Source organism: Pseudaestuariivita rosea (assembly GCF_017592335.1).
Taxonomy (GTDB): Bacteria; Pseudomonadota; Alphaproteobacteria; order Rhodobacterales; family Rhodobacteraceae; genus Parasulfitobacter; species Parasulfitobacter rosea.
Map to the genome: position 1 here is coordinate 1 of NZ_JACNMP010000025.1, position 22,494 is coordinate 22,494.

General features: G+C 58.6%; 29 protein-coding genes. 22 read left to right on the forward strand and 7 right to left on the reverse strand.

Annotated elements, in window-relative coordinates:
• Nucleotides 1-124: 124 nt before the first annotated feature.
• Nucleotides 125-748, reverse strand: coding sequence for a LysE family translocator (locus tag H7848_RS14705; protein ID WP_208352894.1), 624 nt, complete (start codon nt 746-748; stop codon nt 125-127).
• A gap of 61 nt (nt 749-809) precedes the next feature.
• Between H7848_RS14705 and H7848_RS14710 the strand changes: the two genes are divergently transcribed.
• Nucleotides 810-1,256 (forward strand): hypothetical protein, encoded by a 447-nt coding sequence (locus H7848_RS14710; protein ID WP_208352896.1) that lies wholly within the window; start codon nt 810-812, stop codon nt 1,254-1,256.
• 1 nt (nt 1,257) lies between these two features.
• Here H7848_RS14710 and H7848_RS14715 read toward each other — a convergent pair whose 3' ends face one another.
• From H7848_RS14715 to H7848_RS14725, 3 genes are all read right to left on the reverse strand, one after another.
• A complete protein-coding gene (locus H7848_RS14715) occupies nt 1,258-2,016 on the reverse strand; it encodes a Stf0 family sulfotransferase (protein ID WP_208352897.1) in 759 nt (252 codons plus the stop codon).
• Between the two features lie 61 nt (nt 2,017-2,077).
• Entirely contained in the window at nt 2,078-2,590 is a 513-nt protein-coding gene (locus H7848_RS14720) for a copper chaperone PCu(A)C (protein ID WP_208352900.1), read from the reverse strand.
• Nucleotides 2,591-2,639: 49 nt separating this feature from the next.
• Nucleotides 2,640-2,996 carry a hypothetical protein gene (locus H7848_RS14725; protein ID WP_208352903.1) on the reverse strand — a complete coding sequence of 119 codons (357 nt, stop codon included), beginning with the start codon at nt 2,994-2,996 and terminating at the stop codon, nt 2,640-2,642.
• 48 nt (nt 2,997-3,044) lie between these two features.
• Here H7848_RS14725 and H7848_RS14730 point away from each other — a divergent pair, with 48 nt between their 5' ends.
• Nucleotides 3,045-3,668: an eCIS core domain-containing protein gene (locus H7848_RS14730; protein ID WP_208352905.1), complete on the forward strand. Its 624-nt coding sequence runs from the start codon at nt 3,045-3,047 to the stop codon at nt 3,666-3,668.
• 276 nt (nt 3,669-3,944) lie between these two features.
• On the opposite strand, the gene rpmB is transcribed toward H7848_RS14730, so the two are convergent.
• Both rpmB and H7848_RS14740 read right to left on the reverse strand, forming a co-directional pair.
• Complete coding sequence (gene rpmB / locus H7848_RS14735) at nt 3,945-4,232, reverse strand: 50S ribosomal protein L28 (protein ID WP_208352909.1); 288 nt, start codon at nt 4,230-4,232, stop codon at nt 3,945-3,947.
• Nucleotides 4,233-4,389: 157 nt separating this feature from the next.
• Nucleotides 4,390-5,349, reverse strand: a complete 960-nt coding sequence (locus tag H7848_RS14740) for an OmpA family protein (RefSeq protein ID WP_208352911.1) — start codon at nt 5,347-5,349, stop codon at nt 4,390-4,392.
• A 284-nt stretch (nt 5,350-5,633) separates the two neighbouring features.
• On the opposite strand from H7848_RS14740, the gene H7848_RS14745 reads away from it, so the two are divergent.
• The 3 genes from H7848_RS14745 to H7848_RS14755 all read left to right on the forward strand — a co-directional run bounded on the left by H7848_RS14745 (nt 5,634) and on the right by H7848_RS14755 (nt 7,024).
• The gene (locus tag H7848_RS14745; RefSeq protein WP_237072770.1) at nt 5,634-5,921 is read left to right on the forward strand and encodes a YjhX family toxin; all 288 of its coding nucleotides are present in this window, start codon (nt 5,634-5,636) and stop codon (nt 5,919-5,921) included.
• Between the two features lie 12 nt (nt 5,922-5,933).
• Entirely contained in the window at nt 5,934-6,398 is a 465-nt protein-coding gene (locus H7848_RS14750) for a GNAT family N-acetyltransferase (protein ID WP_208352912.1), read from the forward strand.
• A gap of 89 nt (nt 6,399-6,487) precedes the next feature.
• Nucleotides 6,488-7,024 (forward strand): GNAT family N-acetyltransferase, encoded by a 537-nt coding sequence (locus tag H7848_RS14755; protein WP_208352915.1) that lies wholly within the window; start codon nt 6,488-6,490, stop codon nt 7,022-7,024.
• A gap of 7 nt (nt 7,025-7,031) precedes the next feature.
• Here the strand turns inward: H7848_RS14755 and H7848_RS14760 are convergent, their stop codons facing one another.
• On the reverse strand, nt 7,032-8,225 hold the full coding sequence (locus H7848_RS14760) for a DegT/DnrJ/EryC1/StrS family aminotransferase (RefSeq protein ID WP_208352919.1): 1,194 nt from the start codon (nt 8,223-8,225) through the stop codon (nt 7,032-7,034).
• 321 nt (nt 8,226-8,546) lie between these two features.
• Here H7848_RS14760 and H7848_RS14765 point away from each other — a divergent pair, with 321 nt between their 5' ends.
• The 17 genes from H7848_RS14765 (at nt 8,547) to H7848_RS14845 (ending at nt 22,490) form a co-directional block, all read left to right on the forward strand.
• Nucleotides 8,547-8,888, forward strand: a complete 342-nt coding sequence (locus H7848_RS14765; RefSeq protein WP_208352920.1) for a hypothetical protein — start codon at nt 8,547-8,549, stop codon at nt 8,886-8,888.
• Nucleotides 8,815-10,170 carry a DNA-packaging protein gene (locus H7848_RS14770; protein ID WP_208353018.1) on the forward strand — a complete coding sequence of 452 codons (1,356 nt, stop codon included), beginning with the start codon at nt 8,815-8,817 and terminating at the stop codon, nt 10,168-10,170. The genes H7848_RS14765 and H7848_RS14770 overlap by 74 nt, the downstream gene beginning before the upstream one ends.
• Nucleotides 10,171-10,315: 145 nt before the next feature.
• Nucleotides 10,316-11,488 carry a phage portal protein gene (locus H7848_RS14775; RefSeq protein ID WP_208352921.1) on the forward strand — a complete coding sequence of 391 codons (1,173 nt, stop codon included), beginning with the start codon at nt 10,316-10,318 and terminating at the stop codon, nt 11,486-11,488.
• Nucleotides 11,481-11,705, forward strand: a complete 225-nt coding sequence (locus H7848_RS14780) for a GTA head formation protein, RCAP_rcc01685 family (protein ID WP_208352922.1) — start codon at nt 11,481-11,483, stop codon at nt 11,703-11,705. Before H7848_RS14775 ends, H7848_RS14780 begins: the two co-directional genes overlap by 8 nt.
• A 14-nt stretch (nt 11,706-11,719) precedes the next feature.
• Nucleotides 11,720-12,265 (forward strand): HK97 family phage prohead protease, encoded by a 546-nt coding sequence (locus tag H7848_RS14785; RefSeq protein WP_208352923.1) that lies wholly within the window; start codon nt 11,720-11,722, stop codon nt 12,263-12,265.
• 35 nt (nt 12,266-12,300) lie between these two features.
• Complete coding sequence (locus H7848_RS14790) at nt 12,301-13,482, forward strand: phage major capsid protein (RefSeq protein WP_208352925.1); 1,182 nt, start codon at nt 12,301-12,303, stop codon at nt 13,480-13,482.
• 155 nt (nt 13,483-13,637) lie between these two features.
• A complete protein-coding gene (locus H7848_RS14795; RefSeq protein WP_208352927.1) occupies nt 13,638-14,234 on the forward strand; it encodes a head-tail connector protein in 597 nt (198 codons plus the stop codon).
• On the forward strand, nt 14,234-14,569 hold the full coding sequence (locus H7848_RS14800) for a head-tail adaptor protein (RefSeq protein WP_237072771.1): 336 nt from the start codon (nt 14,234-14,236) through the stop codon (nt 14,567-14,569). Before H7848_RS14795 ends, H7848_RS14800 begins: the two co-directional genes overlap by 1 nt.
• Nucleotides 14,566-14,964 carry a DUF3168 domain-containing protein gene (locus tag H7848_RS14805; RefSeq protein ID WP_208352933.1) on the forward strand — a complete coding sequence of 133 codons (399 nt, stop codon included), beginning with the start codon at nt 14,566-14,568 and terminating at the stop codon, nt 14,962-14,964. The genes H7848_RS14800 and H7848_RS14805 overlap by 4 nt, the downstream gene beginning before the upstream one ends.
• A 23-nt stretch (nt 14,965-14,987) precedes the next feature.
• Complete coding sequence (locus tag H7848_RS14810) at nt 14,988-15,401, forward strand: phage major tail protein, TP901-1 family (protein ID WP_208352936.1); 414 nt, start codon at nt 14,988-14,990, stop codon at nt 15,399-15,401.
• A 3-nt stretch (nt 15,402-15,404) separates the two neighbouring features.
• The gene (locus H7848_RS14815) at nt 15,405-15,722 is read left to right on the forward strand and encodes a gene transfer agent family protein (protein WP_208352939.1); all 318 of its coding nucleotides are present in this window, start codon (nt 15,405-15,407) and stop codon (nt 15,720-15,722) included.
• Nucleotide 15,723: 1 nt separating this feature from the next.
• Nucleotides 15,724-15,909: a rcc01693 family protein gene (locus H7848_RS14820; protein WP_208352942.1), complete on the forward strand. Its 186-nt coding sequence runs from the start codon at nt 15,724-15,726 to the stop codon at nt 15,907-15,909.
• A gap of 10 nt (nt 15,910-15,919) precedes the next feature.
• Nucleotides 15,920-16,582: a phage tail tape measure protein gene (locus H7848_RS14825; protein ID WP_208352946.1), complete on the forward strand. Its 663-nt coding sequence runs from the start codon at nt 15,920-15,922 to the stop codon at nt 16,580-16,582.
• A gap of 19 nt (nt 16,583-16,601) precedes the next feature.
• Nucleotides 16,602-17,234, forward strand: coding sequence for a DUF2460 domain-containing protein (locus tag H7848_RS14830; RefSeq protein WP_208352949.1), 633 nt, complete (start codon nt 16,602-16,604; stop codon nt 17,232-17,234).
• Nucleotides 17,234-18,118 (forward strand): DUF2163 domain-containing protein, encoded by an 885-nt coding sequence (locus H7848_RS14835; RefSeq protein ID WP_208352951.1) that lies wholly within the window; start codon nt 17,234-17,236, stop codon nt 18,116-18,118. The genes H7848_RS14830 and H7848_RS14835 overlap by 1 nt, the downstream gene beginning before the upstream one ends.
• Complete coding sequence (locus H7848_RS14840; protein WP_208352953.1) at nt 18,115-18,558, forward strand: NlpC/P60 family protein; 444 nt, start codon at nt 18,115-18,117, stop codon at nt 18,556-18,558. The genes H7848_RS14835 and H7848_RS14840 overlap by 4 nt, the downstream gene beginning before the upstream one ends.
• The gene (locus tag H7848_RS14845) at nt 18,558-22,490 is read left to right on the forward strand and encodes a baseplate multidomain protein megatron (RefSeq protein ID WP_208352954.1); all 3,933 of its coding nucleotides are present in this window, start codon (nt 18,558-18,560) and stop codon (nt 22,488-22,490) included. Before H7848_RS14840 ends, H7848_RS14845 begins: the two co-directional genes overlap by 1 nt.
• Nucleotides 22,491-22,494: the final 4 nt, after the last annotated feature.

Genomic DNA, 22,494 nt, shown 5'->3' on the forward strand with positions numbered 1-22,494 from the left:
TCTCCCGAAGGTCCATCGAAAGTGCCTTACCCACTGCTCGCCCTCCATCTTGTGGTCGGCGACAGTGAATCAGCAAAATAAGCCTATGTGAATCCCCCTTGATTCAGGTCGATTTCATCACGCTCTAGGCGCTACGTTGAAGCGTGGCCGTCATCACCCCCATGCTCACCAGCGCACCGCCGCCTGCGCGGTTCATCCAGCGCAGGACGCCGGGGCGGCGGATGCGGGTGCGCAACTGGTCGGCCAGCAAGGCATAGGCCAGCGCGTTGATGGCGGCCAGCGTCACGAAGGTCGCAATCAGGATCGCAAACTGCGGGATCAGCGGCTGATCGGGGCGTACGAACTGCGGCACAAAGGCGATGAAGAACGCGATGCTTTTGGGGTTCAGCGCAGTGACCGCCGTGGCGTGCAGGAACGTGGTGCGCGCTGTGGCCCGCGACACGGCGGCGATGTCAAGTGACGGGGGCGGGCTGCGCAGCAGTTTGATGCCCAGATAAACCAGATAGACCGCCCCCACCCATTTCAGAACCGTAAACGCCGTGGCCGAGGCCAACACCAGCGCCCCCAACCCCGCCAGCGACGCCGTCATCGCGATCAGATCGCCCAAGGCCACCCCCGCCGCCGTGCTGACCGCCACCCGGCGCCCCTGCGTGATAGCATAGGACAGCACCAGCAAAATCGTCGGCCCCGGGATCAATAGCAGCGCAGTTGATGCGGCAACGAATGTCAGCCATAGGTCAAGTGGCATTGCAGGCCCCTCTTTGGTCTTGTTACGCGTTAGTTAAAGCATTCTTTGGAAGTGGTAGTCTATGGAACAGATATCAGCAACCAGCGCCGCGCGGGCTTTTTTGGACAAAGTATGGGGCGGCGATGCGCCATCGGATGCTGAACTGAGCAGCGCCTTGGATCAACTGGTCTGTGCCTATCATGCAACAAAGCCTCAAACGAATGTAAATTCAGATGTGACAGGGCCCGAGCGGGATTGGAATACACTTTACGCCCAAACGGGCGCCAGATTTCCCGATTATGGGTATTATAGCGTGGCCGATCCGATGGACATGATCAGCTTTTCTGCCAGCGTCGGTGATGCAATTGATGATATCGCAGATATCACGCAAGACATGCGCGAGGTGATTTGGCTGGCTGAGAATAGCAGCGCAGCCGACGCAGAATACCGTTTTCGCACTTTGTTTTTTCACTGGGGCCGACACGCCCGAGAACTGACGCTTTACCTGCACGCACGGCAATTCGGATGATTTACCGGACTGTTTCTTCTAAGAACCGTTCTTTCCACTCAAGGCTGGTGGCATCTGCCAGTTTCGCCGTGGCTGGGGTGGTGGTTTGGGCGATTGTTTCGTTCAGCCCAAGGGTTTTCAATATCTTGGCAAGTGTTGACCGTGGGTCGCGGGATAGGTCTTCGTAGGTCAGGCTTAGCGGCGTGATGCCATGGGCTTCGAACCAGCTTTGCCATTCGGTGTCCAGACGGTGCATTTCGTCCATCCACCGTTGGATCAGCGCCGCGTCATAGACTGGGGGCTGGGGGTCGGACAGTCGTTCCAGCTCTGATCCATCGGAATTGCGATGCCACAGTCCGGTTTGGCTGGCCATGACATAGGAAATCGCCTGGTCGACTTTATCGCTGCGGGTCAGGTGGATGAAAAGCGTGCGGCCAAAGGCGGCCTGAAATCGGTCCATATCCGTTGGCAGACCGGGATAGAGAACATCCAGCTTGCGGTTTAGAAAATCAAAGCTTTTGCGTTGCAGGCGCAGGGCGAACAGATCGGTACCGCCGCAGCCTCGGGTCAAGACGGTTGTCATGATACTGTCCAGCGTGGTGGTTTCGCTTTCACCGCCGACCTGAGGCAGGTCCAGATAACACAGCCAGTCTGCTATATCGGCTTTGTGAAACCACGATTTGGGGTGCCCAGCCACGCCGGTATCTGACAGCATTCTGCACAGCAATGTACTGCCGCTGCGCGGGGTCGTGCAGATGATATAGGACTGATAGCCTGGCATTCCCGATTTGTGCTTTGGTCTATGTAAAAGACCCCGGGCCATGATCCGGGGTCTCTGAGTTTTACATGCCGTCGCCATGTTTCATGCCGTGATCATGACCGTGATCGCTGTGGGCGCCATGACCATGTGCGCCGTGCTGCGGCTGGCGCTCCAGATCGACGGGGATCTGCACCTGCACCTCGCCCGCTTTTTCAAAGATCAGGGTCACGTCGATCATATCGCCCTGATTGAATGGCCGGTTCAGACCCATGAACATCACATGATCGCCGCCGCGTTCCAGCATATGGGTTTCACCAGCGGCGATAGAGAAGCCTTCTTTGACCTCGACCATCTGCATGATTCCGTCTTCTTCGATATGGGTGTGCAGTTCAACCAGAACGGCGGCGTTCGAGCGAGCCGAGATCAGGCGGTCATCTTCTTCGCCCATATTCATGATCCCCAGAAATGCCGCCCCGGATTTTGCCATGGGGGTAGACGCGCGGGCGTAGGGGTCCATGATCTTGATCTCGGCCACAGCGGGGATCGCAAGGGCCAGTGAAACGGCCGCTGCCGTGCAAAAACGTGTCAGAAACATAGTATTGTCCTTTGGTTCAGTGATGTTTTCCAGGTGTCAAAGAAACGTGTCAGAAAAACATCACAAAAGGCGGCGCGCGGGCTTTGGCGGGATCGGTGTTGACGTTATATTCCAGATCATACGGCGCCATGACGGTGTCACCCCGTCCCCAGACGGCCGGATCGATCTGCGGCTGATAAATAGGCACTGCGGCGATCAGGCTGCTGGTGCAGTCAGGGCAGATATGCGGGTGTTCGACCGGGTTGCCCTGTTCATCAATCAGCACCACGATGGTATCCTGGCCGATACACAGGATCATCTGGCCTGCGACATGGGTCTGACCGCGGGCAAGCGCCAGGCTTTGACTGGTCAGCGCCAGCGTCAGGATAAAGCAAAGGCAAAGGAACCGCTTGATCATAGGTCGCATTTATCGTTCTGATCGGGGAAACCCAAGTGACAAAATGAACCAGCCTTTATGTTTGCAAGATTATACAGTGCTTTGATCTGTTTGACGGTTTTGGCGGGCACGGCGTGGTCGCAAGTGATCTGTCAGGTAGAGCGTGACCTGGATATAACCATCCTTGCCGATGGGATTGGGGCATCGATGGGGCCGGTTCTGGCCGATGCGATCCGCGCCAGCCGTACGGCGGCGATCGAAAAGGGGGTGCAGCCCCTGCTGCCCGAGGTGCGGCGCAAGATGCAGCGCAGTTTTGACAATGCCGTGCTGAACCGGGTGCGTTACCGCATCGGGGTCGAGGGTACGACGCTGCAGACGCTGTCCCTGAAGTTCGGGCGCTATCATGCGATGGTGCTGGGCGATGTCGTGATTTTTCGGTCGGAAGAGGATTTGAACGATCCCGCGCTGGTGGCGCATGAACTGGCCCATGTTCTGCAATACGACGCCTGGGGGATCGATGAATTCGCCCGCCGTTATGCCCGTGACCATATCGCGGTTGAGGATGAAGCCGATCGTGTCGCGGACGACTGGCTGGCCGGGCGGCCTGCGCAGGTCAGCAATGATACGGGGGTGGGCGATGTGATCCGCAAAATCATGGTGCCGTGCGATGCTGTGTCGCCAAACGAAACAACCCAGCCGTGAGGCGTGTTACGTAAGAGTGGGAACTTTCTTAAAGCATCATACCAAAAACTTGTAATATATTTCATGAAACTAAGGGCAGCGACCGGCCCGAGGGTGGGTGCTAAAGGCGCCCGCCCTGGGGGGAGGGTCGGGCGCTGCCCGGTGGTGCCCACCGGGCGGAGTGAGTGGATAAATACGTCGCAGATTTTCACGACAATGCTTCAGCGATATGCGTTAATCAAAACGAAACAACCCCGCCGTAGGGCAGGGCTGCTTCAAACCGCAAAAGGCGTCAGATCAGGCGGTGGCCTGGGCCTTTAGGATATCTTTCTTTACTTTCAGCGCGGAAGACGACAGCTCGGCATCTTTGGCTTTCGCCATGAAACCGTCCAGCCCGCCACGGTGGTCGACTGTGCGCAGCGCAGCAGAGGACACGCGGAACTTGAAGGAACGGCCGAGAGCCTCGGACTGCAGGGTCACATCCTGCAGGTTCGGCAGAAAGCGGCGCTTGGTTTTGTTGTTTGCATGGCTGACGTTGTTGCCAACCATTGGACCTTTGCCGGTCAATTCGCAGCGGCGCGACATGGGTTCATCCTTGGTTTTTATAAAACGTACAGAGGCCGCGGCAACACCACGCCCGAATTCAGTCTGTGCCGTTTAAGGGCATCGGCGCTGCGGGTCAAGCGATTCATTTGTGTTTTTTGTGCTTTCGTGTCCTGACTTCAGAAGTAAATGCGGGCTTCTATTTATGCAGGACAAGTTCGACCCGTCGGTTGGCGGCACGTCCTTCTTCATCCGTGTTTGTGGCATTTGGCGCGACCGGGCCAATTCCGACGGCTATCAGGCGGTCGGCCCCCACGCCCCTGGACATCAGCGCGTCTGCAACGGCTTTTGCGCGCTCTTCCGACAGGTTAAGGTTAAAGTCATAACTGCCGTCCCAATCGGTGTGGCCGACGACATAGAACTGCAGATCAGGATTTTCCGACAGATATGCTGCTGTTGTGTCAAGTGTTTCGTTGGATCTGGGGTTCAGCTCTGCCGTGCCTGTTTCAAAGAAAACGCCCTCTAACACGACAGTTCCGGTCTGGGTCATGGCCGCCGACACATCCTCGATGGTGCCAATCCCGATCTTGTCGACATCTAACGAGGCACTTGTCACAATTGTCTGATGCACACTACGGTCCGCATCATAATTGCTGGCCCCGGTGACGACCATTACATGCGCCTGTTGATCGTCTTGTGTGACAACGGCAGTTATGATCCCGAAATCGTTAAGGAAATAGATAACCTCACCGCCAAACAACATGCTGTTGCCAACACTTTCGTTATAAAAATCAGTGTCAGTCCCGCCGCAATCAGCCTGTCCGAAACAGGAAAACAGGATTTCAGCCCCCAGATCATTCAGTGCCTTTTCATAATTGGCAAAAATCTGGAAACCCGACAGGGCGTCATTTTCAATAAGATATTTGATATTGCTGACCTGTCCTTGCACGGTGGTCAGATCATATTCACCGTTGTCGAAAGCAGAGGTGATCATCTGGGCGCGATCGAATTCGCGTGATTTGTAAGTCTCGATATAAAATCCGGGATACCGTGATATCAAAGGATGATCAGATGATCCTTTGATGTCTGTCTCGGCTTGCAAAGATGCAGCAAGTGCCAGGTAAAATACTGATATTACATAAACAATCAATTTGGGCATGGTGCTGTCCTATATCTGGTTCAATAATTGTACCCCGCCACATTATCTGAATGGTTTCACAAGTCCATCTGCTGAATGATCATAAGAAGTAGAGGCGGATATGCTTCAGTGCCTACTGAATGGCCGCTTGCAAAAACCGTATCAGCCGCCTATTCAGCATGCATATCCCGCGCTGTTGCGGGGTGATGGAGAATTTATGTCTACGATTGCGGCCCGCCGCTGAGGTCCATTTGACTGGACCATCCTGAACCAAAAGACTTCCGCGCGCGAGGCCGGAAGCCTTTTTGTCTGACATAAACTCAAAAGATAATCCGGTGAATATATCGAAACACGAACAGCGTGTTTTGCATGTTTTGGCACAGGGCGGAGAGATTCATTTCGAACGCCTGCCGAACGGCAAAATACGCGATGTCTGCTGCTATACGCGCGACGGCCATATCCTGATCGATTGCGATTTGCGGCTTTTTGAACGTCTGAAAAAGCGGCGCTTCATCAAATCGGTAAACGGACGCCCCTATCGTGCCACGCGGCTTGGGATCAGTTCCGTGAATGCTCAACATGATAATCGTTAAGGAGAGGGATCAATGACAAAACCTGAAATTCAACCAACACAGCAGGCTGATATCGCTGGTCTTCAAGTGGTGCTGGACCAGACCGGGCTTTTCCCAAGTGACATGCTGCCAGATATGCTGGCACCCGCTTTGGCGCGTGAAGCAGAGGCATTCTGGCTGACCTGTCACATTGGGGACGCCGCTGTCGGCTTTTGTTATACTGCGCCCGAAGAGCTGACTGTTGGTACCTGGAACATGCTTGCGCTTGCGGTGCGGCCGGACTTTCAGGGGCAGGGGCTTGGCGGTGCGCTGGTCAAGGCGGCTGAGAAGCATCTTGCCGATATGGGGCAGCGGATTTTGATCGTCGAGACGTCAGGGACCGATGCCTTTGCTCTAACGCGCAAATTTTATGCCGAGAACGGTTATGATGAGGAGGGTCGTATTTGCGATTTCTGGGCGGAGGGCGATGACAAGGTGGTTTTTCGTAAGACTTTATAGTTGCCAGCGGGCCCTTCGCCCCAGCAATCGGCGAAGGGCTTGATGGTCGATATTGACATCTGACGTCGGTGTGGTCTGCATGCGGTGTGATGGATCAGGATATTGAAATTAAAAAGCTGGGACCCGAGCCGCTTGGGGAGTGTTTGGGCGATTTGGCTGATGTTCTGCATGCCACTGTGCAGCAGGGAGCGGCGGTCAGTTTTCTTTTGCCGCATGGGGTGCAGGATAGCCGTGCGTTTTGGCAGTGGGACGTTTTTCCGGATGTTGCGCGGGGCAATCGGGTGATTTGGGCCGCTATGGTCGGCGCGCGGGCGGTTGGGACGGTACAGTTGATCACGCGTTTGCCGGAAAATCAGCCGCATCGGTGCGAGGTCGCCAAGCTGTTGGTGCATCCTGAGTTTCGCCAGCTCGGTCTAGCGCGCAAACTGATGCATGCGCTTGAGAACGAGGCGCGTGTGCTGGGCAAGCATCTGATCACGCTAGACACGCGCACCGAGGATTTGGCCGAACCGTTTTATCAGAAGCTGGGGTATCAGGTGGCCGGTGTTATCCCTGATTTCGGGCTGGATGCGGACCGCAGCGGGTATCACGCGACGACGTATATGTATAAGATTTTGTCTCGGTAACGGTGCCCTAATGGGACTGCCAGACCGCGCTGATCTCGGCGCGGATGATGCGGGCGATCAGGGCGCAGTCGTCCAGGCTGAAGGTCAGGGGCAGGCGCATGTCCATGACGCTGTTCAGGATACGGTCGGTTTTGGGCATGGGCGCCGGGTTTGCATAGCGCCAGCTGTCGTATTTTGAGGTAAAGCCCACAGGTTCATCCGGGCCGAACCATTTCAGTTCGACCCCGCGGTTCAGGCACCTTGTGATGACCTCTCGGATATCATTCGCAGCCCAGTCCAGCAGCAGGAACTGAAAGGATGAGGCCACGTATTTTTCCTGGGGCGGGCGGCGGATTACGGTCAGGCCGGGGGTATTTTGCAGGCCGTCTTCCAGCACACTGTAGCGGTCATTCCAACGATCGGCCTGTTGCATCAGGATTTCAATCTGTGGCCGCAGGATGGCGGCGCGCAGGTTATCCATACGGCCCGACATATTGGGCATCTGATAGCGCACGTCCTGAAAGGCCTCGAAGGGTGGGGCGGCTTCGTGACGGCCGTACATCATGTATGAGCCTGACATCACAATGGCGCGGGCCATCAGATCGGGATCGTCGCTGATCAGAAAACCGCCTTCACCAGAGTTGACGTGTTTATAGGTCTGGCAGGAATAGCAGCCAAAGACGCCAAAGCGGCCCGACCAGGTATCACCCCATTTGGCGCCCATGGTGTGGGCGCAGTCTTCCACCACTTTCACGCCGGCGTTGTTGCAGATGCCCATCAGGCGGTCCATGTCGCAGATGTGCCCGCGCATATGGCTGAGCAGCAGGACCTGCGCCTGATCTGCTTTGGCGGCCAGATCGTCGAGGTCGATGGTCAGATCTTCGGTCACTTCGACAAAGACCGGTACCGCCCCCACATTGGCAATCGCGCCGGGGACGGGGGCCAGGGTGAAGGCATTGCTGAGGACTTTATCACCGGGTTTGACACCCAGGGCGCGCAGGGCGGTGGCCATGGCGTAACCGCCGGATGCAACGGCAAGGCAATATTTGGCATCCATTGCACGGGCGAAGTCAACTTCAAGCAGCGTTGTTTCGGCGACCTCGTCCGGCGCGGTGTTATAGCGGTGCAGGCGCCCGTGATTCAGAACGCGCAGGGCGGCGTCGATTCCTTTTTGTGGAATCGGTTCCTGTTGCGTGAAAGATCCTGTGAAGATTTCTGTCATGGAAAATACCGTGATATCAAAATTCATCGGGCGTCAATCGGGGTGTGTCACTTTATCTGGTCCGGATTGGATCGGGGAAAGTTCAATGGAAAGAAAGGGCTAGGGAAAAATTAAGGTTTTGTTAACCACTCAAATTAAGAATTTGTTAATGATACCGTACGGTTAGCGGGAAAAGCTAAGACGATTTCGCTTGACTTTCCGAACGGTCCAATGTAGAACTTGTGGCATGCTAGAGGAAATGGGCAAACGGCCGGGGTCACCCCTTGGGCCGTTTTTTTGTTTCTCTCGTGTGGAGGGTCAAAAGCAACATAGGCGAACCACATGAGCATAATAACCAAGATCGCGGCGGTTGACGCAGAGGCACAGCAGATCATCGAAGAGACGCTGGAGAAGCTGAAAGAATGTCAAAAGGCCGTTGACGAGCACCTGAAGGCTATCAAGGCCGGGCAAGTCGATACAGGCAAGTCACTGGATACCGAGGTCAGGCAACTGACCAAATTGAGTGATTTTGTCATCACTGAAAGGACGAAGTTCAATGAAAGGCGTCAGCAAGACGAGCGGATCGAGCATGGATACCAGATCGACCTCGATGCCGCCCGATATCAGATCGGGTGCCGCTTGGATCGCCTGCGCGCACGAAGATGTCCAAAAGGACTTACTTGATAGTCTGAGTGAGGGAGAGCTTATGGCTCTCCCTTTTTTATTCGAGTTCTGGGCGCATGATCACCAGTTGCCACCCGAGGGGGATTGGAAGACCTGGGTGATCATGGGCGGTCGTGGTGCGGGCAAGACGCGTGCCGGGGCGGAATGGGTGCGGGCACAGGTCGAAGGATCTTTGCCCAAGGATAAGGGCGCGGCGAGCCGTGTCGCGCTGGTGGGCGAGACCTTTGATCAGGTTCGCGATGTGATGATTTTTGGTGCCAGCGGGATTATCGCCTGTTGTCCGCCGGACCGGCGTCCGCGCTGGGTGGCGACCAAGCGGCAGCTGGTCTGGCCGAACGGGGCTGTGGCGCAGGCGTTTTCGGCGCAGGAACCCGAGGCGCTGCGTGGGCCCCAGTTCGATGCGGCCTGGGTGGATGAGCTGGCCAAGTGGAAAAAGGCTGAGGCCACCTGGGACATGCTGCAGTTTGCATTGCGGTTGGGGGACAACCCGCGGCAATGCGTGACGACGACGCCGCGCAATGTGGGTGTTCTGAAACGTCTGCTGTCGACGCCATCGACAGTGACGACGACGGCCCCAACCGAGTCCAACCGCGCGTATTTGGCTGAGAGCTTCTTGTCGGAAGTTCGCGCGCGGTACGCTGGGACCCGGTTGGGGCGGCAGGAGCTGGACGGCGTGTTGTTGGAGGATATGGAAGACGCGCTGTGGACGTCGCAGATGATTGAGGCGTTGCGGGTGGAAGTGCCGCCTGCGCTGGACCGGATCGTCGTGGCGGTGGACCCGCCGGTGACGGGGCACGCAGGGTCGGACGACTGCGGGATCATCGTGGCTGGCGTGGCTGCCAAGGGGCCGCCGCAGGATTGGGTCGCATATGTTTTGGAGGACGCGAGCGTTGCGGCGTCGTCGCCCCTGGGATGGGCGCGGCGGGCGATGGCGGCTTTTGACAAACACGGGGCCGAGCGGCTGGTGGCCGAGGTCAACCAGGGCGGCGATCTGGTGGAAAGCGTCGTGCGTCAGGTTGATCCGCTGGTGCCTTACCGGGCGGTGCGGGCATCGCGGGGCAAGGTCGTGCGGGCCGAGCCTGTGGCCGCTTTGTACGAACAAGGCCGGGTGCGGCATTTGCGGGGTTTGGGCGATCTGGAGGATCAGATGTGCCAGATGACCGGGCAGGGCTATCACGGCAAGGGCAGCCCGGACCGGGTCGATGCCCTGGTTTGGGCGCTGCATGAGTTGATGTTGGAACCCGCGGCGAAGTGGCGGCAGCCGAAGATCAGGGTTTTGTAAAGGACGGTAGAGGTCCCGGATCACGTCCGGGGCTTTGTTTCGCGCGTGCCGCGCGAGAGTATTTGGGACCAAGAAGAAGGTAGGGGGTGTGTCCTATGACCCCTGGTGCCCGGCATGGCAATGGGACAAGACTGAGGAGTTTTTCATGGTAATGCAATTCTTTCGCCGGGGGGCAGGTGCCCCGCCGGAGCAAAAGGCGTCTGCCACGGGACCGGCGATTGCCTATCACGGATCGGGTCGTGTGGCCTGGAGCCCGCGGGATACGGTGACGCTGACCAAGACGGGGTTCAGTAGCAATCCGGTGGGTTTCCGGTCGGTCAAGCTGATTGCCGAGGCCGCAGCGGCGCTGCCATTGGTGCTGCAGGATCGCGAGCGTCGGTATGACGTGCATCCGCTTTTGGCACTGATCGGACGGCCCAATCCGGCCCAGGGTCAGGCCGAGCTGTTCGAGGCGCTTTATGGCCAGATTCTGCTGTCGGGGAATGGCTATGTCGAGCTGGTGGGCGCTTTGGAAGAGCTGCATGTGCTGCGGTCGGACCGGATGAGCGTGGTGCCTGGTAAAGACGGTTGGCCCATTGCCTATGAATATGCCGTGGGCGGGCGCAAGCATCGGTTTGATATGACGCAAGGTGCGGCGCCGATTTGCCATTTAAAGAGCTTTCATCCGCAGGACGATCACTATGGCCTGTCGCCCTTGCAGGCGGCGGCGACAGCGATTGATGTGCATAATGCGGCCTCGCGCTGGTCGAAAGGGTTGCTGGATAATGCCGCGCGGCCGTCGGGTGCGATCGTCTATCAGGGTGCCGACGCCCAGGCCACGATGTCGAATGATCAGTATGACCGGCTGGTGTTTGAGCTGGAGGCGAACCATCAGGGGGCGCGGAATGCGGGGCGTCCGATGCTGCTGGAAGGCGGATTGGACTGGAAACCCATGGGCTTTTCGCCGTCGGATATGGAGTTCCAGAAAACCAAGGAAGCCGCCGCGCGTGAGATTGCAACAGCGTTCGGTGTGCCGCCGATGCTGTTGGGCATCCCCGGCGACGCGACCTATGCGAATTATCAGGAAGCCAACCGCGCGTTTTACCGACTGACCGTGCTGCCCCTGGTCACGCGGGTGACGGCGGGTCTGTCGGATTGGCTGTCGCGGATTGCAGGTGATGAGGTGCAGCTGAAGCCGGATATGGATCAGGTATCCGCGCTGGCGGTGGAGCGTGACCAGCAGTGGTCGCGTGTGGCCAAGGCGGATTTTCTGACCCAGGCCGAGAAGCGCGCTTTGTTGGGCTTGCCCGCGCTGCCCGAGGATCAGGTCGATGACTGAGATGATCAGTCTGGAAGGCTTTGATTGTGCCCCGGCGCATCGGATTGCTTCGAACGAGCGGATCAACGCGCTGCAGTTCGAGGCGATCAATAAGCGGCTTGATCGGGTCGAAGAGATGATTGAGCGGCTGGAAAAGCGGCTTTGGCTGATCGTTTTCGGCGTCGTCGGCGTGATCCTGGCGCAGGCCTTTCAATCAGTATTGGCGGTAACGCCGTGATGCAGGAGAAACATATGAGCGGATTGGAACATAAGTTCTGCCAGATGGAGGCCGCACTGACGGTGACCGATGGCACGCAGGTGGCGGGCTATGCCTCGCTTTTCGGGAAATGCGATCAGGGCGGCGATGTGGTCGAACCTGGCGCCTATGCCCGCAGCCTGGCCAAGCTGAAGGCCAAGGGCGGCACGGTCAAAATGCTGTGGCAGCATGATCCGGCACAGCCCATCGGCGTGTGGGACGAGGTTTATGAGGATGACAAGGGCCTTTATGTCAAGGGTCGCATCCTGAGTGATGTCGAAAAAGGCCGCGAGGCGGCTGCGCTGATCGACGCGGGTGCAATTGACGGATTGTCGATCGGTTATCGCACTGTGACGGCGGCGAAAGACAGCAAGGGCCGCAGGCTCTTGTCCGAGCTGGAGCTTTGGGAGGTGTCGCTTGTGACCTTCCCGATGCTACCGGAGGCGCGGGTCGGGGCGAAGGGCGACAGCCCGGAAGACGCGACTTTGCGCGAATTGGCGGCTGCGTTTGAGGACGCGCGTCAGCTGCTGGCACGCACCTGAGCCAGCGTTTCATCAACTCATTCAAGGACTGAAAGATGAGCATACCCGAGACGAAGGCTCGGGCCGGTGACGCTATGTCTCCGGCCAGCGAAATGAAGACCGCCTTGGCGGCTTTCGTGAGCGACTTCAAAGACTTCCAGGATGTAATAAACGCAAAACTTCAAAAACAGGACGAACGACTGACCATGCTTGATCGTAAAAACATGACCTTCGCTGCACGCCCCGTGCTTTCCGCTGCCAATGAAGAGGCACCCCACCAGAAGGCCATCGATGCCTATATCCGCACCGGCGACGACGACGGTCTGCGCGGACTTGAACTGGACGGTAAATCCATGTCGACCGCTGTCAACAGCGACGGCGGCTATCTGGTTGACCCGCAGACATCCGCGACCATCAACTCGGTTCTGCATTCGACCGCTTCGATCCGTTCGATCGCGACAGTGGTAAATGTTGAGGCGACATCTTATGACGTAATCGTTGATCACGGCGACATGGGGTCCGGCTGGTCATCAGAAACCGCTGCGATGACTGAAACACAGACACCGCAGATCGATCGTATCTCGATCCCGCTGCATGAACTGTCCGCGCTGCCAAAAGCGTCGCAGCGTCTGCTGGACGATAGCGCGTTCGACATCGAAGGCTGGCTGGCCGGCAAGATCGCCGACAAGTTTGCCCGCGCTGAAGCTGCGGCATTTGTGGCAGGCGACGGTATGGACAAGCCCATGGGTTTCCTGAGCCACCCATCCGTTGACAATGATGCATGGACCTGGGGCAACCTGGGCTATATCGCCACCGAAGTACCTGGCGGTCTGGGTAACCCCGACAAGCTGGTCGAGGTGGTTTATGCGCTGGGTGCCGAATATCGCGCGAATGCGACATTCGTCATGAACTCGAAAACAGCGGGCGAGATCCGCAAGGTGAAAGACGCAGAAGGCCGCTTCCTGTGGTCCGACGGTCTGGCCGCGGGTGAGCCTGCACGTCTGCTGGGCTATCCGGTTCTGATCGCCGAAGACATGCCCGACATCGCAGATGGTGCCGACGCAATCGCCTTTGGTGATTTTGCAGCCGGTTACACTGTTGCGGAACGTCCTGACCTGCGTATCCTGCGTGACCCGTTTTCGGCCAAGCCGAACGTTCTGTTCTACGCCACCAAGCGCGTGGGAGGTGATGTCAGCGACTTCAAGGCAATCAAGCTGCTGAAATTCGCAGCGTCGTAAGGCGTTGTGACAGGGCGGTCCCGGACAGGGCCGCCTGACCCCGGGCGCGCGCCGGACTGACCCCCGTGTTGTCTAGCTGCTTTCCCCTCCGTCCGAGCAATGCGGAGGCGCGCGCCCATCTGGCCGGAGGGGCCTTGGATTTTCGGAGAGTTTCCATGATGTTAGTCGAAGAGACCACAGTGCCCGCAGGTGCTCTGCCGGTCGAGGCATTCAAACGGCACCTGCGTTTGGGCACCGGATTTGGTGACGACGGGCTGCAGGATGCAGTTTTAGAGAGTTTTTTGCGGGCAGCATTGGCCGCGGTTGAGGCGCGAACCGGTAAGGTTCTGATCGAACGGGATTTTTCCTGGAGCGTGACGAAGTGGCGGATGGTATGTGAGCAACCGTTGCCGGTCGCGCCAGTGAATGAGCTTTTGTTGGTAACACGTATCGATGCCGACGAGGTATCGACGGCGGTTGAACCTGATGCCTATCGGTTGGTTCAGGATCCGCACAGGCCGCTGCTGGTATCGGTCGGGCTGGGTTTGCCAAGCATTCCGGTGAACGGTCGTATCGAGGTGCGGTTCCGTGCAGGTTATGCCACCGAATGGGCTGATTTACCTGCCGATCTGGCGCAGGCGGTGTTGTTGCTGGCGGCGCATTATTACGAGTATCGGCAGGAAACCGGGCTGGGCGAGGGCTGCATGCCCTTTGGTGTCACTGCGTTGTTGCAGCGGTACCGGCCCATGCGTGTGTCGGTCGGGGGTGCGTGATGACCCCTGTTTTATCCAGAAAGCTGGTGTTGGAGGGGGCCGTGCAGGTGCCCGACGGCGCGGGCGGCTTTGCCGAGAACTGGCAGCCCTTGGGCGAGCTATGGGCCGAGATCCTGGCGGGCAGTGGGCGCGAAACCGCGGGCAGCTTTGCCCCGGTATCGCGCGTCAGCTACCGGATCACCGTGCGCGGGGCACCCTTTGGCGCACCGTCGCGGCCTAAGCCCGACCAGCGGTTTCGCGATGGCGATCGGCTGTTTCGCATTCTGGCGGTGGGCGAGCGTGACCCGCAGGGCCGCTATCTGACCTGCCACGCGGTTGAGGAGGTGGCGGCATGAGCTATGCAGTCAGTGCCGCCCTTCAGGCGGCCGTTTATCAGCGGTTGGCGGATGATGCCGGGATCACGGCACCGATATACGACGCCGTGCCAGCGGGCACTTTGCCCGACACCTATGTGACGCTGGGGCCAGAAGATGTGCGCGACCGGTCCGACAAAACCGGCGCCGGGGCCACGCATATTTTCACCGTTTCGGTGATCACCGATGCGGCAGGGTTCCAGTCGGCCAAGGCGCTGGCGGGGCTGATCAGCGACGCGCTGGTCGATGCTGATCTGACCCTGACGCGGGGCCATCTGATCGGCCTGCATTTCGAAAAAGCTGCGGCGCGCCGGGTGGAAAACGGCCAGGCGCGACGGATTGACCTGAAATTCCGCGCTCATGTGGAAGACGACTAACCAATAGTGAACGGAGAATGACAATGGCTGCCCAGAACGGCAAGGACCTTTTGATCAAGCTTGATATGACCAATGACGGTCAGTTCGAGACCATTGCGGGGCTGCGCGCCTCGCGTATCAGTTTTAATGCGGAAAGCGTGGATGTCACCAGTCTGGAAAGCCAGGGCGGTTGGCGTGAGCTGCTGGGTGGTGCCGGTGTGAAAAGCGCCGCGATCACCGGATCCGGTGTGTTCAAGGATCAGGCGACGGACGAACGTGCGCGCCAGATTTTCTTTGACAGCGAAACGCCGCGGTTTCAGGTGATTATCCCTGATTTCGGCATTGTCGAGGGGCGCTTTCAGGTGACCTCGATCGAGTATTCGGGCAGCTACAACGGTGAGGCGGCGTATGAGCTTTCGATGGCCTCGGCCGGGGCGCTGACCTTTACGGCGGCGTAAGTCATGGCCAATCCGTGGACGGGGGAAGTGGCGCTGGTTGTGGATGGCCAGCGGCATGCGGCCAAGCTGACACTTGGTGCGCTGGCCGAGCTTGAGGCGGCGCTGGAGACTGGCACGCTGGTCGAACTGGTCGAACGTTTTGAGGGCGGCCGGTTTTCCACACGCGACGTGCTGGCGTTGATTGTCGCCGGGTTGCGCGGTGGCGGCTGGCAGGGATCGGCTGCTGATCTGATGCAGGCCGATATTCAGGGCGGCCCGGTTGAGGCGGCGCGGGTGGCGGCAGAGCTGCTGGCGCGCGCCTTTGCGATACCGGGCAACTGATATGCAGGACGGATTTGACTGGCCCGCGCTGATGCGGGCCGGGATGCGCGGGCTGGGGCTGCGACCGCAGGAATTCTGGGCGCTGACCCCGGCTGAACTGCTGTTTTTGCTTGGTACAACCAGCACCGATGCGCCGCTGACGCGGTCACGGCTAGATGAACTGGCGGCAGCCTATCCCGATAAATGAGGAGATCACGATGGACGAGTTGCAAGGTCTCGATACGCTCGACGACCAGGTTACGGCGCTTGAGCGCACTTTGGATGGGGCGTCGAACGTGGCGGCGACCTTTGACAGCGAATTGGTGCGGATGCGGAATACGCTGGGGGCCACAGGCCGCGAGGTGGACACGCTGTCGACCGGGCTAAGTCGCGGGTTGCGGCGGGCCTTTGACGGGCTGGTGTTTGACGGCATGAAGCTGTCGGACGCGTTAGGCGTTGTGGCCAAGGCGATGGTCAATGCCAGTTATGCCGCGGCGGTCAAACCGGTGACGAACCATGTCGGTGATCTGATCGGTGGTGGGATCGGGTCACTGATGCAGGGACTGATGCCGTTTGAAAAGGGCGGTGCCTTTTCGCAGGGCAAAGTGATGCCATTCGCCAAGGGCGGCGTGATCAGCGGGCCCACGACCTTTCCGATGCGGGGCGGCATGGGCCTGATGGGCGAGGCTGGGCCAGAGGCGATCATGCCGCTGTCGCGTGGGCCTGATGGCAAGCTGGGTGTCCGCACCGATGGCGGTGGTAAGCCGGTGACAGTGGTCATGAATATCTCGACCCCCGATGTCGACGGCTTCCGCCGGTCGCAATCACAGATTTCATCGCAAATGAGCCGCGCTTTGACCCGCGGTCAGCGCAACAGATAGCGCAAGAGAGGAGGGGACCATGGGGTTTCATGAGGTACGTTTTCCCGCATCGCTGAGCTTTGGATCAGTGGGCGGACCCGAGCGCCGGACCGAGGTCGTGACGCTGGCCAACGGGTTTGAGGAACGCAACACGCCCTGGGCGCATTCGCGGCGGCGCTATGATGCCGGTGTTGGTATGCGGTCTTTGGATGATATCCAGACACTGATTGCGTTTTTCGAGGCGCGGCGCGGGCAATTGTATGGTTTTCGCTGGAAAGACTGGTCGGATTTCAAATCCGGTGGTGCGCTGGTTGATACTACGTTTGAAGACCAGGTGATTGCGATCGGCGATGGCGAGACCCGGCAGTTTCAACTGACCAAGACCTATCGGTCCGGCGAACACACCTATGTGCGTCCCGTGACCAAACCGGTTTCAGGCACTGTGATGCTGGGCTTGCAGGGTGAAGTTCAGCGCGAGGCGGTGCATTTTGAGGTCGATACGGCGACCGGTGTCGTGACGTTTGATACTCCGCCTGATCAGGATGTTGAAATTTCGGCGGGGTTCGAATTTGACGTGCCGGTGCGCTTTGACACGGACCGTATTCAGACCTCGGTCGCCAGTTTTCAGGCGGGTGACATCCCCAATGTTCCAGTGGTCGAGGTGCGCGTGTGATGAGTGATATTGAGGGGCTGAACGCCCATATGGCCAGTGGTCTGACGACCGTTTGCCGCGCCTGGGCCGTGATCCGCAAGGATGGTGAGACTTACGGGTTTACTGATCATGATGAGGGGTTTTCCTTTGACGGGGTGGACTTCAAGGCCGACACCGGGCTGACGGCAAGCGCGCTGCAGCAGACGACTGGTCTGGCGGTCGATAACTCGGAAGCGCTGGGTGTTCTAAGCGACAATGCGATCAGTGATGACGATATTGAAGCCGGGCGTTTTGACGGGGCCGAGGTTTTGTCTTGGCTGGTCAACTGGGCTGATGTCAGCCAGCGCAAGCTGCAGTTTCGCGGCTCGATTGGTGAAATTCAGCGTGGGGCGGGGGCGTTCCGCGCGGAACTGCGCGGGCTGACCGAGGCGTTGAACCAGCCGCAGGGGCGGGTGTTTCAGAAAAACTGTTCGGCTGTTCTGGGCGATGCGCGGTGCCAGTTTGATCTGGACACCCCAGGTTATGTGTTTGAGAGGCCTGTCGAGCAGGTGGAAGACGGCCGGATTTTCCGTTTTGGCGACCTGAAGGGCTTTGATCAGCGCTGGTTTGAACGGGGCCGGGTTGTGATGCAATCGGGCGCGGCCAAGGGGCTGATCGGGATTGTGAAAAACGACCGTCTGAGCGACGAGGGTCGTGTGGTCGAATTGTGGGAACCGCTGCGTTCGCCGATCGTGGCGGGCGATGTCATTCGCATTGAGGCCGGGTGTGACCGGCGCGTTGAAACCTGTCGGTTGAAGTTCAATAACTTCCTGAATTTTCAGGGCTTTCCGGATATTCCAGGTGAAGACTGGCTGATGACGTTCCCGTCCCGCAAGGGTGAAAACAACGGAGGCAGCCTGAGATGATTGGCAGACAGGATGTTGTCGCCATTGCACGCGACTGGATCGGGACGCCTTATCGGCATCAGTGTTCGACCAAGGGGGCTGGCACGGATTGCCTGGGCCTTTTGCGCGGTGTTTGGCGTGAACTTTATGGCGCTGAGCCGCAAGAGGTGCCCGCCTATACTGCCGATTGGTCCGAGCCGCAGGGGGATGAAACCCTTTGGACTGCGGCGCAGGAGCATTTGCGCGCGGTTGATGGCCGGTCGATGGCACCGGGCGATGTGTTGTTGTTTCGGATGCGGGACAGTGGCGTGGCCAAGCACGTGGGGTTGGTTGGTCAGGTGGGCGAGGTTCCGACATTTATTCACGCCTATTCGGGGCATGCGGTGCTGGAAAGTCCGCTAAGCACCCCATGGCGCCGCCGTATTGTGGCGCGATTTGCTTTTCCTGAGGAGATGAACTGATGGCAACGATCGTACTTGCATCGGTGGGCATGGCCATCGGCGGGTCCATTGGGGGCACCGTCGCGGGTTTGTCCATGGCGGCGGCCGGCCGCTTCGTGGGCGCGACCGTGGGCCGTGTGATCGACCAGCGTCTGATGGGGCAGGGGTCCGAGACGGTTGAGACGGGCCGCATTGACCGTTTTCGCCTGACGGGGGCCAGTGAAGGGTCGGCCTTGACCCAGGTCTACGGCCGGATGCGCGTTGGTGGTCATGTGATCTGGTCGACGCGCTTCAAGGAACGGCGCAAGAAAAGCGGTGGCGGCAGTGGCAAGGGTGGCGGTGGTGGATCGCAGCCCGAAACGGTGACCTACAGCTATTCGATCAGCATGGCGCTGGCCTTGTGTGAGGGCGAGATACAGAAGGTTGGCCGCGTCTGGGCCGATGGGGTTGAGGTTTCGCCCGAAGATCTGAACATGCGCGTTTACACGGGCAGCCTGGATCAGCTGCCCGATCCCAAGATCGAGGCTGTTGAGGGTGCCGGTCAGGTGCCCGCCTATCGTGGGACGGCCTATGTCGTTTTTGAGGACCTGCAGCTGGAACAGTTCAACAACCGCGTGCCGCAGTTCACCTTTGAGGTTTTCCGTGCGGGCAAGGCTGCGGGCGATGCCGTGCCAGAGGTGGCTGAGGCTGTACGTGCTGTGGCGATGGTGCCAGGTACGGGGGAATATGCGCTGGCCACGACGCCTGTTTACTATCGCAGCAGACGAGGTCGGAATTCGGCGGCGAACATCAATTCACCCTCGGGCAAGACGGATTTCGTGACGTCCATTGATGCGCTGCGGGGTGAGTTGCCGAATTGCGGGTCTGCTTTGTTGGTCGTGTCTTGGTTTGGCGATGATCTGCGTTGTGGGGCGTGTCAGGTCAAGCCCAAGGTCGAACAGCGTGTGGATGAAGGCTATGGCATGCCCTGGATCGTATCTGGCGTGCGCCGGACGCAGGCCGAGGAAATCGCGCGGCTGGACGGTCGCCCGGTTTATGGCGGCACGCCGTCTGATCAGTCGATCATTCAGGCGATCCGCCATTTGCAGGCGGGGGGTCAGGATGCGGTGTTCTATCCCTTTATCCTGATGGAGCAGATGGCGGGGAATACCTTGCCTGATCCTTACTCTACTGCGGACGAACAGCCTGCGCTGCCATGGCGGGGGCGGATTACGCTAAGCAAGGCGCCAGGGCAGGACGGATCGCCTGATCAGACCGCTGATGCCGATGCGCAGGTTGCGCAATTCTTTGGCATGGCGCAGTTGTCAGACTTTCAGATCGCCAATGGGGGTGTGACTTACTCTGGCCCCAATGAATGGTCGTATCGTCGGTTTATCCTGCACTATGCGCATCTGTGCGCGTCAGCGGGCGGTGTTGCGGCGTTTTGTATTGGGTCCGAGATGCGCGGGTTGACACAAATTCGCGGGGCGAATGGCTTTCCTGCGGTTGACGCGATGCGGCAGCTGGCAGCCGAGGTGCGTCAGGTGCTGCCTGAAACCAAGATCAGCTATGCCGCGGATTGGTCCGAATACTTCGGCTATCACCCGCAGGATGGCAGTGGTGACGTGTATTTCCATCTGGACCCGCTTTGGGCGGATGAGAACATCGATTTCATCGGGATCGACAACTATATGCCGCTGTCCGACTGGCGTGATGGCGAGGATCATGCAGATGCAGACTGGGGGTCGATCTATAATCTGGATTACCTGAAGGCGAATATCGAAGGGGGCGAGGGGTATGACTGGTATTATACCTCACCGACAGCAGAACTTGCACAGCGCCGGACGCCTATTCGCGATGAAGCCTATGGCGAGAACTGGGTGTTTCGGTACAAAGACCTGCGTGGCTGGTGGGACAATGCGCACCACGACCGTGTCGGCGGTGTGCGGGCCGAGGCCCCGACGGCGTGGCAGCCACGATCCAAGCCGTTCTGGTTCACGGAACTGGGATGTGCCGCGATCGACAAGGGCACCAACCAGCCCAATAAGTTTCTTGATCCGAAGTCGTCCGAATCGAGTTTGCCCAAATATTCGAACGGTGCGCGCGATGATCTGATCCAGATGCAGTACCTGCGGGCGATGTTCGATTATTATAACGATGTGGCTTATAATCCGCGTTCAGAGCTATATGAAGGTTCGATGTTGGATATGTCGCGGGCGCATGTCTGGGCTTGGGACGTACGGCCTTATCCGTTTTTTCCTAACAATACCGGGCTTTGGAGTGATGGTGAAAATTATGCGCGCGGTCACTGGCTGAATGGGCGCAGCACAACGCGGGCCTTGTCCGAAGTTGTACGGGATATTGTGCGGCAATCGGGCGTTGAGGCCGTTGATGTGGACCAGCTTTACGGCGTTTTGCGTGGGTATCAGGTTGAGGATATCACAACGGCGCGGGCAGCACTTCAGCCGCTGATGGTGGCCTTTGGGTTCGAAGCGGTGGAGCGTGACGGGCTGTTGGTCTTTAAAAGCCGTGATGGCAAGGCATCGAAAACACTGGTGCGCGAACATCTGGCGGTTTCGGACGAACAAGAGGCCATCATCGAGGCGACCCGTTCGCCCACGGCCGAACTGTCGGGTCGCGTGCGGTTGAACTACGTCGAAAGCGATGGCGATTATGAAGCGCGCACGGTCGAGGCGACGTTCCCGGATGAGACATCTTTATCAGTGTCACAAACCGAGGTGCCGTTGGTCATGATCCAGGGCGAAGGGCAGCGGATTGTTGAACGCTGGCTGGCCGAGGCTCGCGTGGCGCGTGACAGCCTGCGCTTTGCTTTGCCCCCGTCTGAGACGGCTTTGGGTGCTGGCGACATCATTGAAATTGCGGATGGTGAGGCGCCCGGGCACTATCGGTTGGACCGTGTCGAGGATGGCGGGCTGAAACTGGTCGAGGCGGTACGGGTTGACGAAAATGTTTATCAGCCAAGTGATATGGTTGAGGGGCGCGTTTCACTGAAACCCTTTACGCCGCCAGTGCCCGTTTTGCCGATCTTCATGGATCTGCCACTGATTTCCGGCGACGAGGTTCCCCATGCGCCGCATCTGGCCGTGACGGCCACACCATGGCCTGGATCTGTTGCGGTGTTTTCGTCGTCTGTTGACAATGACTATGTGACGAACAGCTTGGTCACGGGTCGGGCGACGGTGGGTGAAACGCAAACGCGGCTGCCAAGATCACGTGCCGGAGTTTGGGATCGTGCGCTTGATCTGCGGGTAGAGCTTTATTCGGGTGAGCTTTCGTCAGCCTCGATGGAGCAGCTATTGGCAGGTGCCAATCTGGCGGCTTTGGGTGGCGGGACGACCGATGGATGGGAGCTGTTTCAGTTTCAGTCGGCACAGTTGATTGAGAAAGACACTTATGTGCTCAGCGGGTTTCTGCGGGGGCAGCTTGGTACGGATTCTGTTATGCCGGATGTCTGGCCAGAGCAAACGACTTTTGTTCTGATCGACAGCGCGGTTGAGCAGATTGATCTCTCAGCCCAGTTGCGCGATGTAGCGCAGCACTATCGGATCGGTCCGGCACAGCGTGGGTTTGATGACCCATCTTACGAACATCTGACCGAGGCGTTTCGTGGTGTGGGGTTGAGACCTTACGCGCCTTGTCATTTGACATTCGATGATCGAACCAATGGTGATGTTGTCGTAAGTTGGATCAGACGGACCCGCATCGGTGGGGATAACTGGAACGGACTAGACGTGCCGATTGGTGAAGAACGTGAGCAGTATCTGGTAAGGGTATTTGTTGACGATCGCATCGTGCGTGAGGTGATAACGGATCGCCCAAATTGGCTTTATCCGACTGCGATGCAGTCCGATGATGGTGTCGGCGGCGGTTTCAGCGTGCAGGTGGCTCAGATCTCGGACCATTACGGTGCGGGATCTTTCGCAACAACCGAGGTTGATCGGCTGACTGTATGACTTG